This is a genomic window from Endozoicomonas sp. ALE010, assembly GCF_049310165.1.
Classification (GTDB): domain Bacteria; phylum Pseudomonadota; class Gammaproteobacteria; order Pseudomonadales; family Endozoicomonadaceae; genus Endozoicomonas.
The window spans coordinates 84,109-99,452 of sequence record NZ_JBLYNV010000010.1 but is presented as its reverse complement, the minus strand read 5'-3'; the positions used below and the strand labels follow the sequence as shown (position 1 = coordinate 99,452).

12 protein-coding genes are annotated in these 15,344 nt (G+C 50.6%); 3 read left to right on the top strand and 9 right to left on the bottom strand.

What is annotated here, in order from left to right; genetic code table 11:
* Positions 1-88: 88 nt before the first annotated feature.
* The 7 genes from lpdA to sdhC all read right to left on the bottom strand — a co-directional run bounded on the left by lpdA (position 89) and on the right by sdhC (position 9,456).
* Positions 89-1,528: a dihydrolipoyl dehydrogenase gene (gene lpdA / locus ACO6UY_RS06815; RefSeq protein ID WP_422445971.1), complete on the bottom strand. Its 1,440-nt coding sequence runs from the start codon at positions 1,526-1,528 to the stop codon at positions 89-91.
* A 103-nt stretch (positions 1,529-1,631) separates the two neighbouring features.
* A complete protein-coding gene (odhB, locus tag ACO6UY_RS06810; protein ID WP_422460730.1) occupies positions 1,632-2,876 on the bottom strand; it encodes a 2-oxoglutarate dehydrogenase complex dihydrolipoyllysine-residue succinyltransferase in 1,245 nt (414 codons plus the stop codon).
* A 138-nt stretch (positions 2,877-3,014) separates the two neighbouring features.
* Entirely contained in the window at positions 3,015-5,849 is a 2,835-nt protein-coding gene (locus tag ACO6UY_RS06805) for a 2-oxoglutarate dehydrogenase E1 component (RefSeq protein ID WP_422445975.1), read from the bottom strand.
* Positions 5,850-6,225: 376 nt separating this feature from the next.
* Positions 6,226-6,930 carry a succinate dehydrogenase iron-sulfur subunit gene (locus ACO6UY_RS06800; protein ID WP_101746869.1) on the bottom strand — a complete coding sequence of 235 codons (705 nt, stop codon included), beginning with the start codon at positions 6,928-6,930 and terminating at the stop codon, positions 6,226-6,228.
* 13 nt (positions 6,931-6,943) lie between these two features.
* Positions 6,944-8,716 carry a succinate dehydrogenase flavoprotein subunit gene (gene sdhA / locus ACO6UY_RS06795; protein WP_101746868.1) on the bottom strand — a complete coding sequence of 591 codons (1,773 nt, stop codon included), beginning with the start codon at positions 8,714-8,716 and terminating at the stop codon, positions 6,944-6,946.
* Between the two features lie 3 nt (positions 8,717-8,719).
* Positions 8,720-9,088: a succinate dehydrogenase, hydrophobic membrane anchor protein gene (sdhD, locus tag ACO6UY_RS06790; RefSeq protein WP_269674836.1), complete on the bottom strand. Its 369-nt coding sequence runs from the start codon at positions 9,086-9,088 to the stop codon at positions 8,720-8,722.
* Entirely contained in the window at positions 9,082-9,456 is a 375-nt protein-coding gene (sdhC, locus tag ACO6UY_RS06785; protein WP_422445978.1) for a succinate dehydrogenase, cytochrome b556 subunit, read from the bottom strand. The genes sdhD and sdhC overlap by 7 nt, the downstream gene beginning before the upstream one ends.
* Before the next feature lie 464 nt (positions 9,457-9,920).
* Between sdhC and gltA the strand changes: the two genes are divergently transcribed.
* Positions 9,921-11,213, top strand: a complete 1,293-nt coding sequence (gltA, locus tag ACO6UY_RS06780; RefSeq protein WP_422489442.1) for a citrate synthase — start codon at positions 9,921-9,923, stop codon at positions 11,211-11,213.
* A 196-nt stretch (positions 11,214-11,409) separates the two neighbouring features.
* On the top strand, positions 11,410-11,976 hold the full coding sequence (gene ddpX, locus ACO6UY_RS06775) for a D-alanyl-D-alanine dipeptidase (RefSeq protein ID WP_422489440.1): 567 nt from the start codon (positions 11,410-11,412) through the stop codon (positions 11,974-11,976).
* 47 nt (positions 11,977-12,023) lie between these two features.
* Here ddpX (ACO6UY_RS06775) and ACO6UY_RS06770 read toward each other — a convergent pair whose 3' ends face one another.
* Positions 12,024-13,331 carry a protein kinase domain-containing protein gene (locus tag ACO6UY_RS06770; protein WP_422489438.1) on the bottom strand — a complete coding sequence of 436 codons (1,308 nt, stop codon included), beginning with the start codon at positions 13,329-13,331 and terminating at the stop codon, positions 12,024-12,026.
* A gap of 128 nt (positions 13,332-13,459) precedes the next feature.
* Positions 13,460-14,404, bottom strand: a complete 945-nt coding sequence (locus tag ACO6UY_RS06765) for a hypothetical protein (RefSeq protein WP_422445984.1) — start codon at positions 14,402-14,404, stop codon at positions 13,460-13,462.
* A gap of 217 nt (positions 14,405-14,621) precedes the next feature.
* On the opposite strand from ACO6UY_RS06765, the gene ddpX (ACO6UY_RS06760) reads away from it, so the two are divergent.
* Positions 14,622-15,197 (top strand): D-alanyl-D-alanine dipeptidase, encoded by a 576-nt coding sequence (gene ddpX / locus ACO6UY_RS06760; RefSeq protein WP_422445986.1) that lies wholly within the window; start codon positions 14,622-14,624, stop codon positions 15,195-15,197.
* Positions 15,198-15,344: the final 147 nt, after the last annotated feature.

The window sequence follows — 15,344 nt, the reverse complement described above, 5'->3', positions numbered from 1 at the left end:
TTTTTAAGTTTCTCGTCAAACCATATCCCTGGATATTGTCTATGAAGAAAGGAGCAAGTCGACCCTGACCGCTCCCCTTAAGATACGTTTAACGACGTTTGCGATTGGCAATATGGATAGCGTGGCCATCAACCGCCAGAACTGCTTCGTGCAGTGCTTCACTCAGGGTTGGGTGTGAGAAAATGGTCAGCGCAAGATCTTCACTGCTGGCAGCGAACTCCATGGCAATAACCCCCTGTTGCACCAGCTCAGCTGCGCTTGGGCCCACAACATGAACGCCAAGAATACGGTCCGTTACCTTGTCGGCAATCACCTTGACCATGCCATGGGTATCATTGGCAGCCAGCGCACGACCACTGGCGGCAAACGGGAAGGTACCCACTTTGTACTCGTCACCACTGGCCTTGACTTCTTCTTCGGTTTTACCAACCCATGCCACTTCAGGGTGAGTATAAATCACCGAAGGAATCAGGTCATAGTTCATCTGTGCTTTCTGACCAGCAATGATTTCCGCCACCATAATGCCTTCTTCACTGCCCTTATGAGCGAGCATCGGACCCCGGACCACGTCCCCAACCGCATAAACGCCGGGAACGTCAGTGGCACAGTTATCATCAACAAAAATAAAACCGCGTTCATCCAGATTGACACCGGAGTCAGTAGCCAGCAGGTTTTCTGTATAGGGGCGACGACCGACAGCAACAATCAGTTTATCAAAGGTCAGCTTCTGTTCATCACCATTGGCATCCTGATAGGTTACTTCAACTTCGCTACCCTTGACTTCAGAACCGGTCACCCGTGCACCCAGGCGAATGTCCAGTCCCTGCTTTTTGAAAATCTTCTGGGTTTCTTTGGCGATTTGCTGGTCAGCCAGGGCCAGGAATTTATCCTGGGCTTCAAGGACAACCACTTCAGCGCCCAGCCTTCCCCAGACAGACCCCAGTTCCAGACCAATAACACCGGCACCAATAACCCCGAGACGCTTCGGGACTTCCTGAAACTCAAGAGCACCGGTAGAGTCAACAATAAGGCCTTCAGTCAGCGGTGTGGGGGGAATTTCAATGGGACGGGAGCCAGTGGCAATCACCACGTTGGCAGCATCAACCACTTCGACAGAACCGTCAGCCCTGGTTAATTCAACCTGCTTGCCAGACAGCACTTTACCGGCACCTTCCAGCAAGGTCACACCATTTGCCTTGAACAGACCGGTAACACCGGTAGTCAGCTGGTTCACAATATTGTCCTTGCGGGCAAGCATTGCAGGGACATCGATATCTACACCGCTGTGCTTAATGCCGTGCCTGACAAAATCTTCCTTGGCTTCAATAAATTTGTGGGAGCTATCCAGAAGGGCCTTGGAAGGGATACAGCCAACATTCAGGCAGGTACCGCCCAGTTTGGCCTTACCCTTGTCATCGGACCACTTCTCGATACAGGCAGTTTTCAGCCCCAGCTGGGCTGCACGAATAGCACAGACGTAACCGGCAGGGCCTGCGCCAATAACTACCACGTCGAACTGATTTGCCATAAGTTATTTCCAAAACGGTTTATAAAACAAGGTATACGGGTCAAGTCAATAATGGGCAGCACCGCTTAATAGAAAAAATAAGGCTGCCCGGTACAATCCGGAATCAAACGTCCAGAAGCATTCTGGCCGGATCTTCCAGCAGTTCCTTGATGGTCACAAGAAAGGTAACTGCGTCCTTGCCATCCAGCAGACGGTGGTCATAGGACAGGGCAAGGTACATCATGGGTAAAATTTCAACCTTGCCGTTAACCGCCATGGGACGTTCCTGAATTTTATGCATTCCCAGGATGGCCGACTGTGGTGGATTCAGGATGGGCGTTGACAACAGTGAACCGAATACACCGCCATTGGAAATGGTGAACGTTCCACCGGTCATTTCATCGATGCCGAGCTTGCCATCCATTGCCTTTTTACCGAACTCACGGATTTTTGCCTCAATATCAGCAAGGCTCATATCTTCGGTGTTACGAAGCACTGGTACTACCAGCCCGCGATCACTGGAAACGGCAACACCAATATCCTGGTAGCCATGGTAGACAATATCATTGCCATCAATAGAGGCGTTGACCACTGGATGACGGCGGAGCGCTTCAACACAGGCCTTGACAAAGAAAGACATAAAACCAAGTCGTACGCCATGACGCTTCTCAAAGGTATCTTTGTACTGGGCACGAAGCTCCATAACCGGTTTCATGTTGATCTCGTTGAAAGTAGTCAACATGGCCGCATTCTGCTGGGCCTGAACCAGACGCTCGGCAACCTTGGCTCGCAGGCGGGTCATGGGTACCCGTTTCTCTACACGCTCACCGGCAAACACCGGTGCGGTTGCCTCGACCTGAGGTGCTGGTGCAGCAGCCGTGGACACTGCCGGAGTGGCATCAACTGTCGGGGCTGGTGACACCTGAGCACCAGCTTCAACATGACGAACCACATCTTCCTTGGTTACACGGCCACCTTTACCGGTACCGGGAATAGCTGCTGGATCAAGGCCTTTCTCATCAGCCATCCGGCGTGCTGCAGGATTGAGAATGGGCTCTTCCTTAATGGCTTCCGGTGAAGCTGCAGGAGTAGCTGAAGCTTCAGCGGCAGCCGGGGCGGTGCCAGCAGAAGCCCCCTCCTGGAAAATTCCAACCACTTCACTGCTGAGAACAACTTCACCTTCAGGCTTGATAATTTCACTCAAAACACCATCTGCCGGTGCAACAACTTCAAGAACCACTTTATCGGTTTCAATATCAACCAGCAGTTCATCCCGATGGCATTGTTCACCGGGCTGCTTGTGCCAGGTTGCAACGGTGCCATCAGCAACGGATTCAGGAAAGGTAGGTGCTTTAATTTCTGTGGCCATTATTGATCCTTTGCGTCTTCGCCCCTTTAAGCGTTATTCACAGAAACTGTGTTAAACGCTCTGGCCAGATCGATAAATAGTACCTGCTGGCCGTTTAACCAATATTACTGCTCAGCATGAGCAGTAAATTATCATTATTCAAATGCTGAAAGCATCATTTACCAATTGCTGCTGTTCCTGGGCATGTATTGACATATAGCCACATGCCGGAGCGGCTGATGCTTCGCGCCCTGCGTACTTGAGACTCATTGTTTTATTCGGATGAACGGCAACTGAGCGACGCATGTGATGCTGACTACAGTACCACGCCCCCTGGTTCATTGGCTCTTCCTGACACCAGACCACATCTTTCAGGTTTGGATAACTGACAATGAGTTCATCCAGATCATCCTGAGGGAATGGGTAAAGCTGTTCAATGCGGATAATCACCGTATCAGTCAGCCCTTCCGTTCTCTTCTTTTCCAGCAGATCATAGTAGACCTTGCCTGAGCACATAATCATCCGGGTGATCACTGATGGCTCATGACCGTCAACCTCGGGGATAATCGTCTGGAAACTGCCCTCTGCCAGCTCTTCCAGAGAGGAGGTGGCCTGTTTGTGACGGAGCAGACTCTTGGGGGTAAATGCCACCAACGGTTTACGCAGCGGACGCAGCATCTGCCGTCTCAACATATGGAACACCTGTGCTGGCGTTGTCGGAACGCAGACCTGAATGTTGTGTTCCGCACACAGCTGCAGGAATCGCTCAAGTCTGGCCGATGAGTGCTCCGGCCCCTGACCTTCATAACCATGAGGGAGCAGCATGGTGAGGCCTGACAGGCGCCCCCACTTGTGCTCGCCACTGGAAATAAACTGGTCAATAACCACCTGGGCACCGTTGGCAAAATCACCAAACTGAGCTTCCCAGATAACCAGTGCATTGGGCGTTGTTGCTGCGTAGCCGTACTCAAAAGCCAGAACCGCTTCCTCGGACAGGAATGAGTCCCAGATCTGGAATCGTGGCTGCTCCGGGGAAAGTTTGGTCAGGTTCACCAACGTCGAGCCATCTTTCTGGTTATGGAATACCGCATGGCGGTGAGAAAATGTTCCCCGACCAACGTCCTGCCCGGTAATTCGAACTTCACTGCCTTCCATCAGCAGTGACGCATAGGCCAGCAGTTCAGCACACCCCCAGTTAATCGGCAGGGCTCCTGCCGCCATTTTACGACGATCCTCAACGATCTTGCTGACCTGACGCTGCAACACAAAACCTTCGGGAATTTCACACAGCTTCTGGCCTAATGATTGCAGTGTTCCCACGGCGACACGGGTATCATGGCGGGCAGTCCATTCGTGACCAAGATAGGGTGCCCAATCCACAAAGAGCTCTTTATTAGGCTCTTTTACCAGGGCCTTGACCACATGCTCACCGTTGTCGAGGGCATTACGGAAACTCTCTACCAGCTCTTTATCAGCCGCCTCACTGATCACACCTTCACCCAGCAGAACCTTGGCATAAAGATCCCTGGTGGTCGTGTGGGATTTAATCTTGCTGTACATCATCGGCTGAGTGGCGGACGGCTCATCCGCCTCATTGTGCCCGCGACGACGGTAACAGACCAGGTCTACAACAATGTCTTTATGGAACTCCATGCGGTAATCAAGGGCCAGTTTGGTAGCAAACTGAACCGCCTCAGGGTCATCACCGTTAACATGAAGGATCGGTGCCCCGACAATCTTGGCAACATCGGTACAGTATTCTGTGGAACGGGCATCTTCACGGAAACTGGTGGTAAAGCCAACCTGGTTGTTAATGATGATATGGATGGTGCCACCGGTTTTATAGGCACGGGTCTGGGACATTTGCAGGGTTTCCATCACAACCCCCTGCCCCGCAAAAGCGGCATCACCGTGAATGGCAATTGGCACTACTTTGTTGCCCACTGAATCTTTTCGACGGTCCTGACGGGCTCTGACTGAACCCTCAACCACCGGGGTAACAATTTCCAGATGCGATGGGTTAAACATCAGGGCAAGATGCACCTCACCACCCGGCGTCATCACATTGGAAGAGAAGCCCTGATGGTATTTCACATCACCAGAGCCGCGTTCAACCAGCTTCTTGCCTTCAAATTCGTCAAACAGATCTCCGGGCTTCTTACCCAGAATATTGACCAGTACGTTCAAGCGGCCACGGTGAGCCATGCCGATCACCAGCTCCTTCGAACCATAGGAGCCGGAGCGCTGAATAATCTCATCCAGCATGGGGATCAGAGACTCACCACCTTCCAGGCCAAACCGTTTGGTTCCGGGAAACTTGGTCCCCAGGTATTTTTCCAGACCTTCCGCTGCAGTCAATCGTTCCAGCAAGTGCAGCTTGGCTTCTACTCCTACTTCCGGGCGGCTGCGAACACTTTCCATACGACTCTGAAACCAGCGGCGTTCTTCTGTCTGGGGAATGTGCATATATTCAACACCAATTGACTGGCAATAGGTGGCTTTTAAGGCATCGTATATTTCCCGGAGAGAAGCGTGTTCCTTGCCAATAAACAACGTTGAAGTATGAAACTCGGTATCCAGATCCGCTTCGCTGAGACCGTGGTATGCCAGGGATAGATCAGGAAACTCTTCCCGTTTCATCACACCGAGAGGATCAATAACAGCCTGCTGATGACCGCGAATCCGAAAAGCGCTGATCAAACGCAAAACCTGAACCTGCTTGCGTTCGTGATCACTGGAAACCGATGATGTCTGAATCGGGCGGGTAGTCTGACGCTGACGCGCCATAAGGATGAAATTTTCCTGGATGGTAGAATGTGGAACATCCGCTCCACCACCACTTACCGGGGGCAACTTTTCAAAATAGTCACGCCACTGTACTTCTACGCTGTTGGGATCGCGCAGATAGCGTTCGTACATATCCTCGACGTATGCAGCATTTCCCCCTGCAATGTGGGAAGAACTCCACATCCGCTGCATTACACCTTCTTGCATGATCATTACCCCGTGAGTCTGGGGCTTATCCCGGGAAATCTGCTTTGACAAGCCTGACTGGCTGAAAAACAGAGGTCACTGATGATGTCGATAGCCAGTCAGTGAACGATCCCCCTCAGATAGGGTCGGATGTTTTCCGACCGCCCCTGCTGGTTCAAGCTATTGCGGCCCCATAATTCCGGATGGCAGCAGCACAATTTATTTAGTTTAAAAATATATTCAATTACAGGCTTTGTATTGTCAGAGGTCGCCTGCACTCTCCTGACAGAGCATAGCTGACTTTTCAGCTTTATGGTTCTTGAGTACCCCGGAAAAAGAATTTACAGGGTTACCTTTTTACCACCAACCAGCAAAGACAGGCTGGAATGACCCGCAACTATGTTGCACTCTTAAACAACATCTGCCTGATATGACCAATAGCCCGTGTCGGGTTCAAGCCTTTGGGGCAGACATTGACGCAGTTCATGATACCCCGGCAACGGAAAACACTGAATGGGTCATCAAGATCTGCCAGACGCTCCTCTGTCGCTGTATCCCTGCTATCGGCAAGGAAACGATAAGCTTGCAACAGGCCGGAAGGACCAACAAATTTATCAGGGTTCCACCAGAAGGAAGGACAGGCTGTTGAGCAGCAGGCGCAAAGAATACACTCATAAAGCCCATCCAGTTTCTCCCTGTCTTCAGGGGACTGGAGCCGTTCAATGGCTGGCGCTGGCGTATCGTTAATCAGGTATGGCTTGATCTTTTCGTACTGTTTGTAGAACAGACTCATATCAACCACCAGGTCCCTGATTACTGGCAACCCGGGCAGCGGACGAATAACCAGTTTATTTCCCCTGACAGCTTCTGACAAAGGGGTAATGCAGGCCAGACCATTGGTACCGCCAATACTCAAGCCATCGGAGCCACAAACACCCTCTCGACAGGAACGTCGGTAAACCAGCGTTGGATCCTGCTCTTTAATCAGATTCAGAACGTCCAGAACCATCAGGTCCCGGCCTTCCGGGATATCGACATCAAAGTCCATCATGTAGGGCTTTTTGTCGGCTTCCGGGTTATAGCGATAGATACTTACCTTCATAAGCCTCTCTCCCTCAGTAGCTTCTTGCCTTGGGAGGAAATGCCTCCATGGTTGCCGGAGCAAAGTTAACAGCACGCTTACTTACTGATTGATCAATCGGTGAGTAAAGCGAGTGCGCCAGCCAGTTTTCATCATCCCGCTCCTGGTAATCATTACGGGCATGAGCACCACGGGACTCTGTTCTGACCTCGGCGGAAACAGCTGTTGCATAAGCCACCTGATACAGGTTTTCCAACTCAAGTGCTTCAACCCTGGCGGTGTTGAATGCCTGACTCTTGTCCTCCAGATGCAGATTGGCCAGCCGCTCACCCAGCTCATCCAGCAGCTTGAGACCTTTCTGCATGCTCTCACCTTCACGGAACACACCAAAATAGAGCTGCATGGTGTTCTGCAAGTCAGCACGCACTTTGGCAACGCTTTCACCACTGCTTGATTTGTTCAGACGATCGAGTCGTGACAAGGCTGCTTCCACATCACTGTCTGAGGCGTCCACAGAGTCAAAGCCATCTTTCAGGTTTTTCTCAATCTGCAGGCCAGCAGCGCGACCAAAGACCACCAGATCCAGCAGAGAGTTACCACCCAGACGGTTGGCACCATGAACAGAAACACAGGCCGCCTCACCACAGGCATAAAGGCCTTCAATCACTTCATCATTACCGGCCCCATCCTGACGCAGAGCCTGACCGCCAACGTTGGTGGGAATCCCACCCATCATATAATGGCAGGTGGGCACCACAGGTACCGGCACTTTCACAGGATCGGCATGTGCAAAGGTTTTAGACAGTTCACAGATACCGGGCAGACGCAGGTTCAGAGTCTCTTCACCGAGATGATCCAGCTTCAGCAGAACGTGATCCTTATTGGGACCACAACCACGCCCTTCAAGAATCTCGATCACCATAGAACGGGCAACGACATCCCGGCCAGCAAGGTCTTTGGCGTTTGGCGCATAACGCTCCATAAAGCGTTCGCCCTCACTGTTAATCAGGTAACCACCTTCGCCACGGCAACCCTCTGTCACCAGTACGCCTGCACCATGAATGCCTGTAGGATGGAACTGCCACATCTCCATATCCTGCATCGGATATCCGGCACGCAAAGCCATACCGATACCGTCACCGGTATTGATCAGGGCATTGGTAGTGGAAGCGTAAATACGACCTGCACCACCGGTGGCCATGACTGTGGCTTTTGCTTTGATATAAACGGTTTCGCCACTTTCAATATCAATGGCGATAACACCGGCAACCTGACCTTTCTGATTCTTCACCAGATCAACGGCATACCACTCATTAAGGAAGGTTGTGCCGCCCTTCAGGTTAGCCTGATACAAGGTGTGCAACAGTGCGTGACCAGTACGGTCTGCCGCTGCACAGGTTCTGGCGGCCTGACCACCCTTACCAAAATCTTTGGACTGACCTCCGAACGGACGCTGGTAAATTCGTCCCTCTTCAGTCCGGGAGAATGGCAAGCCCATATGCTCCAGTTCGAAAACCGCCTGCGGACCCACCGAACACATATACTCAATGGCGTCCTGGTCACCAATATAGTCGGAGCCTTTCACGGTATCGAACATATGCCAGCGCCAGTCATCTTTAGGATCGGCACTGGCAATAGCACAGGTGATACCGCCCTGGGCAGATACCGTGTGAGAACGGGTAGGAAATACTTTACTGACGCAGGCCGTTTTAATTCCGGCCTGGGTAAGCTGGAGCGCGGCACGCATGCCTGCTCCCCCACCACCTATAACGATGGCATCATAGGTCAGGGTACGAAGTGCTGACATCGGTTAAAGCCCCCAAAGAATTTGCACGCCCCAGATCACATAACTGAACAGAGCAATAAAGCACACAACCTGCAAAGGAAAACGGATAAGGACAGACTTACTGCCAAAAGCGCGATCATTAAAATAGTCAGTGGTGATCGTCCACATACCGATCCAGGCATGAGCCAGGATAGAGATCAACGCCAGCAGGGTAAAAATCCGCATCCAGGTTTCATCAAAGAGCTCACCCCACTGGTCATACTGCAGATCCGGATTGATAACCAGGTAGCCCAGTAGAAACACTGAATAGACACCAAGAACCACTGCCGTCAGCCTTTGCAGCATCCAGTCATAAAGCCCACTGCGGGACAAATTGGTAATATTGGTTACCATACCCAAACCCCCGCAAGGATAATCAGCACTGTTGAAAGAACCAGAGTCACAATAGATCCGAGACTTCCAGACTCCTTGCCATCACCCACATCCATATCCATCAACAGATGTTTCACTCCAGCAATCAAATGATAAATCAGGGCAGACAGAATGCCCCAGATTATGAATTTTGCCAGGGGAGCTGACAGCAAGGCCTTGAGGGCGTTAAATGACTCCTCGGAAGCAAGCGACAATTCCAGTCCATAAAGAATAAAACCCAAACCAATAAACAGGATAACACCCGATATGCGGTGCAATATCGAAGTGTATGCAGGCAGGGGTAATTTGATTGTTGTTATATCGAGATTGACAGGTCTTTTGCTATTCACTCTTTTGCCCCAACGCTCGGTAGCGTACACAGCAGAATCAGCAAGAACATCCAGGTTCTCTGGACCCTACGACAAGCAAGTGGAGAAACGCTAAATGCGAAATATACGATTTCCCCTCAATTTAAAGCCGGTGGACCGAAGAACCAACCCTAACGGCTTCGGGATCGGAGTATATACACTCTAACAGGTAATTACAATTGCTCACCTTGTTAGGCAATTACCCCTAAAAGACCAAGCCGTTTTTCATAGATTTGTTACGGATTACATTCATAATCAGTTCGTTTGACAAAAAAATTTATGTCTCTATAGTGGTCAAACCGTAAAAGGGAGCTACTTACAACTAATTTGAATATTTTTTAAACAGTCTCCCGGCTTTATTTGTGATTTTTTCCGGCTTCATTTTGTAAAAAGTATCCATCTAAAGTAACTATAACGAGACCAAACGGCATGACAGGAGGCCATAAATGGCTGACAAGAAAGCTCTACTCTCCATTGACGGCACGGACCAGACACTGGAGTTACCCATTTATTCAGGCTCTCTCGGGCCTGATGTTGTTGATGTCAGGGGGCTGACTTCCAACGGTCTGTTCACCTACGATCCGGGCTTCGTTTCCACTGCATCCTGTGAGTCGAAAATTACTTACATCGATGGCGACAAAGGTATCCTCCTGCATCGTGGCTATCCAATAGAACAGCTGGCCGAGCAGTCTGATTATCTGGAAACCTGTTACCTGCTGCTTTATGGAGACCTCCCCAATCGCCAGGAAAAAGAAAAGTTCGAAAACACCATCATGCGTCACACCATGCTCCATGAACAGATGAGCGATCTGTTTTCCGGATTCCGTCGTGATGCTCACCCAATGGCGGTTATGTGTGGTGTTGTCGGAGCCCTGTCGGCGTTCTATCACGACTCACTGGACATCACCAATGAAGTGCATCGCGAAATCTGTGCCTATCGCCTGATTTCCAAAATGCCTACGCTTGCTGCCATGGCCTACAAATACTCCATTGGCCAGCCGTTTGTTTACCCACGCAATGACCTGAGCTACGGTGGCAACTTCCTCCACATGATGTTTGCCACACCCTGTGAAGAGTATGAAGTCAAGCCTGTTCTGGCCAAGGCAATGGATCGCATTTTCCTGCTCCATGCGGACCATGAGCAGAATGCCTCCACCTCCACCGTTCGTCTTGCAGGCTCTTCCGGAGCCAACCCATTTGCCTGTATCGCCGCCGGTATCGCTGCCCTCTGGGGCCCTGCTCATGGCGGTGCCAATGAAGCGGTGCTGGTGATGCTGAACGAGATTGGGGATGAAGCCAATATCGATGAGTACATTGCCAAAGCAAAAGACAAAGACGACCCATTCCGCCTGATGGGCTTTGGCCACCGTGTTTACAAGAACTTTGACCCTCGCGCCAAAGTCATGAAGCAAACCTGCGATGAAGTGCTGACGGAACTGGGCCTTGAAGATGACCCTCTGTTCCGGATTGCCAAGCGTCTGGAGAAAATCGCCCTGGAGGATGAGTACTTTATCAAGAAGAAGCTCTACCCCAATGTGGACTTCTACTCCGGGATTATTCTCAAGGCACTGGGTATTCCAACCGAAATGTTCACTGTAATCTTTGCTACCGGTCGAACTCCGGGCTGGATTGCCCACTGGCATGAGATGATCAGCGGTGATTACCGTATTGGGCGTCCTCGTCAGCTATACACCGGTGAGACAAAACGTGACTACATAGCTGTAACTGATCGCATTTAATCCTCAGCTGCTTTTCTATCCCGGTATCTCTCGCAAAAGCGATACCGGGCTTAGTACTCCCTTTCTGCCCATCGTCTAAACTCAGATAAATAATAACTCCTGCGGTTTAAAGCCAGCACTTGAAACACTGAGTTCAACATATTTTTTCTATCTGGTCACAGCCAATTCTCCTGTTATTAAACGTGAGATCGTCTTCATGAAAGCGCCCACAGAACTGAAACTCATTACCGCAGAACAGTTTGGCATTGATATCGAAATGGCGTATGCGACCAGCAAGAATTTTACCGGACATCCGATTTATAAAAGCCACGACTGCTATCTTCACCCACTGGCCGCGCAGGGAATCAAACGAGCTTCAGAGCTGTTACGTCCACTGAATTTGAAATTGAAAGTATGGGATGCTTTCAGGCCAATAACGGCTCAGGCAGAATTATTCCTGCTTTTTCCTGATCCTGATTACGTTTCCGACCCGGAGAGCGGCCTGTGCAGCCACTGCCGTGGGATAGCAATTGACCTCACTATTATTGACCATTTTGGTCATGAGCTTGAGATGGGAACCCCATTTGATGACTTTCGCCCCCTGGCACACCATGGCAATAAACAGATTTCTGCTGAGGCCCAGCGCAACCGTCTGCTTCTGGCAGGCGTCATGAATCTTGCTGGCTTTGACCCTTTAGATACTGAATGGTGGCACTATCAACTGCCGGAGGCTGCAAGCTACCCCATTATTAAACCGGAGCAGAAACCATCGACACTGACGTAACCGCTTCCTCACTTAGCCAGAAAATACGATTTCATTTGGTTAACGACTTATGGTTGCAAACCATGCCCCTGCAGTGTGTGCACAATCATTTCCGCCCAGGGTCGCCGATTGGCTTTTTTTTCAATCATCCCGTTGACCAATGCCGTCAGCTCGGGAGCTGACCGATGCTGACAATGAGGTTCAGCAAGTGTTACCGGTAACTTCTCTCGGCAAAATTCCTGCCAGGTATGCATGGTTAACAAGTCTGCATCCATCATAATCTCAACAAATGAGATGCCAGCGGAGTAAATATCAGCACTGTAATTCTGTCGCTTGCACTCTCTCACTTCTGGCGCAGAATATCGGGCAGAACCGGAGGCATCGCAGGGAAAGCGGTCCTCAACCACCCGGTGGGCATTACCAAAATCGGCGATCCGCAGACGGTTCGCAATCATATCAACCAGCAGATTGTCCGGTTTGATATCCCGGTGCAAAATGCGGTTCTGCTTCAGCACCGTCAGACCACGAGCCAGATCATACAGCCAGGAAACGATGGTCGGGACGCGTTCATCCGGCAGCACCTGAGTGATCGCCCGGGCCATATTGAGTCCGCCATCCTGGAGCACCAGCTCCGTGGTGTAGTCCTTCGTATCAATGATTCCGTTAAAGCCAATAAAACCGATAATAAAATCACTGCTCAGCGACCTGAGCAACAGAGCCTCATGATGATCGGCCTCATAAACCGCCTTAGCCTCTTCATCACTGGCATCAATACTGCGGCTTCGGATTATCCATGGCTTCTTTGCCAGGGCACGGGGTGAGTATCTGACCACAAGCGTCTCGCAGGCTGAAGGTTCAGCATTACTATTACAGCTGATTTCACTGGCAGTAGCGTTGGACTTATCTGGATTTTCCCCCAGGGAGACCGGCCTGGGTAACTTTTCTTCAGCGCTGGCAGGCACCGACCAGGGGTCTTCTGGTTTCTCGCCGGGAGTCGTTGGCGCACTTCCAATCCCGGATGAGTTGTCATCTCTGAAGATGATATCGTTATCGTCGTCTTCATCTGCCCGGGAAAAAGAATCCAGACTACTGTTGAGGCCGGGAATCTCAACATCAGCAAAACCTTCATCACCGTTGACACTGTCAGCACTGTCCTCGTCCCCGCTGGAGGCGTCTTCATCTGCGCTAGACCAGCCCACAGAGAGATCCGTTCCGGATACGCTTCGTGCCCGTAAACCCGTTTCATGATGATGGAGCTCAGACTCAGGTAACGCCTTTTCAGCATTATCCACCACGCTCACAACTGACTGTCCTGGTAGTTTCTGATCCTGACCATCCACAGGCCGATCGCTCCCATTCCCGGATACTCCGTCCATAAAGCCACCTGCTGGTCTTGTATATCTTCAGTTTTTTCGACCAGCGCAGCTGATAATCGATACAAGTTTAATAACACGCGCCACAAGCCCGACCAAGCATCAAAGTTATCAGATGCCCATCACGGGAGTCAGAACGCACGATGGGTATCATCTGTCGTCTTCAAGGAGACAACGACCAGTTTCTTTCGGAAACTGCCGTTGTCCGAAAATGATTCGCGGGTAACAATTTCAGGAATAAGCCCCGATGCAGCCCTGTCGAATAAGGCATCCGAGTCGTAGGATATGTACAAATCCGGATACTTTTCGCGATGAAGCTTGAGGTAAAGATGGTAACTGGAATCAAAATCGTGCCAGTAGCAAGAACCCCTACCTTTGCGAAATGAATTGCAGATGCCAAGCCAGGAGTCCTTGATAGTACGATCTGGTAAATGGTGCTTGAGAGTCAAATGTTTGTAGAAACGCTCACACTTTCTCTGTTCCGCCACCTGACAGGAGCTGTTGTAGATCTCGGACAGGCTGATGTCTTCTATACCACCGGATCGGTTAAAACAGGTCACGCTGAGGGTTTTGTACTCCACTTTACTGACATCAACCTCGGCTTTAAGCGTTGTCAGAGTGTCTGAACCCCAACCGACAACCACAATGGCGTGCTCAAGCCACTGACTGTGGCAGTCGGATGAGGCCGGGTGACTGATGGTATCCTGGTCCATCTGGACAAAAACGATGACATGACGTCCCGCTCGAAAGGCATGGTCGAGCAGCGACACCATCTCAACCGGGTCTTTATATTCATGTAAACTGGTGGCCATTCCCATCCCGCAGGCCACTTTCTGGAACAGCTCGGGCGAGGTAATCTCACCAACGGCTGAACCGCAGGACTTGGCAATTTTACGCGCGCTTAATGCACTCGCATCACCATTTTTGTAGGGCAGTAGCTGGCCGCAGGCACATAAAACATGATGCACAACGGCCAGGGCATAAACCTTGCACTGTGGCCCCAATTGCAAATCAAAGTTCTGCTCGCAACGAGTCAGTGGCGTACACCTGGGAATTGACTGATGAAGACTTTCCATAAACATGCTGACCTGAATAAAGGGTTTTGCATACAAGACCGATTTGTTTACTGATAGTTCAGATGTTTGGTTTTCAGGTAGTGGCAAAATGATGTGGGGCAGAAGTTCTCGCCCTTCAACAGACTCAGCATGAACAGATCCCCATATCCCGCTAAAAATACAGGAAACCTGTGAAATAGTGACTATGCTTGCTATTTGCCCTGGTATGGAGACTCCAGTGACGACAATAAATAGTAATGGCAATCTGGTTCTACTTAGCGAAAAGCACCACCCCGTTACACTTGATATTACCTATGCCAGTAGCAACAACTTTACCGGCAAGCCCATTTACCAAAGCAGCCAATGCTTTCTGCATATTGACGCACTGACTTGCCTGCTGAAAGCGACCGAGCTGCTCAGACCACTGAATCTCCGGCTCAAAATCTGGGATGCCTTTCGTCCATTGTCGGCACAGCACATCCTGTTTCACCACATGCCGAACCCTGACTATGTTGGCAACCCGGAATCCGATCCCTGCCCACATTGCAGAGGCGTTGCGGTAGATCTCACCATCACCGACCGTTTTGGCAGAGAGCTTGACATGGGCAGCCAATTTGATGACTTTCGTCCGCTGGCCCATCATGGCAACGCTCTGGTTTCAGAAGAAGCACAGCGCAACCGACTTATGCTGGCAGGCGTGATGAATATTGCCGGTTTTAAGCCCCTGGCAACCGTGTGGTGGCACTACCAGCTACCCAACGTGGAGAGTTATCCCTTAATCCCTGAAGCTGAGACACCTGAAGGGATAATATGACTCCCTGCTTTTTCAGCACAGAATAAAGCACACGTGGCTCTGTGATTTGCTATAAATCATACCTGATTTGCCATGATGACCTTTAAGCGAACCCTGGTAATTACCCAATTAAAAATCCGGGAATGAATGCCTTCATTCGAGACAGTG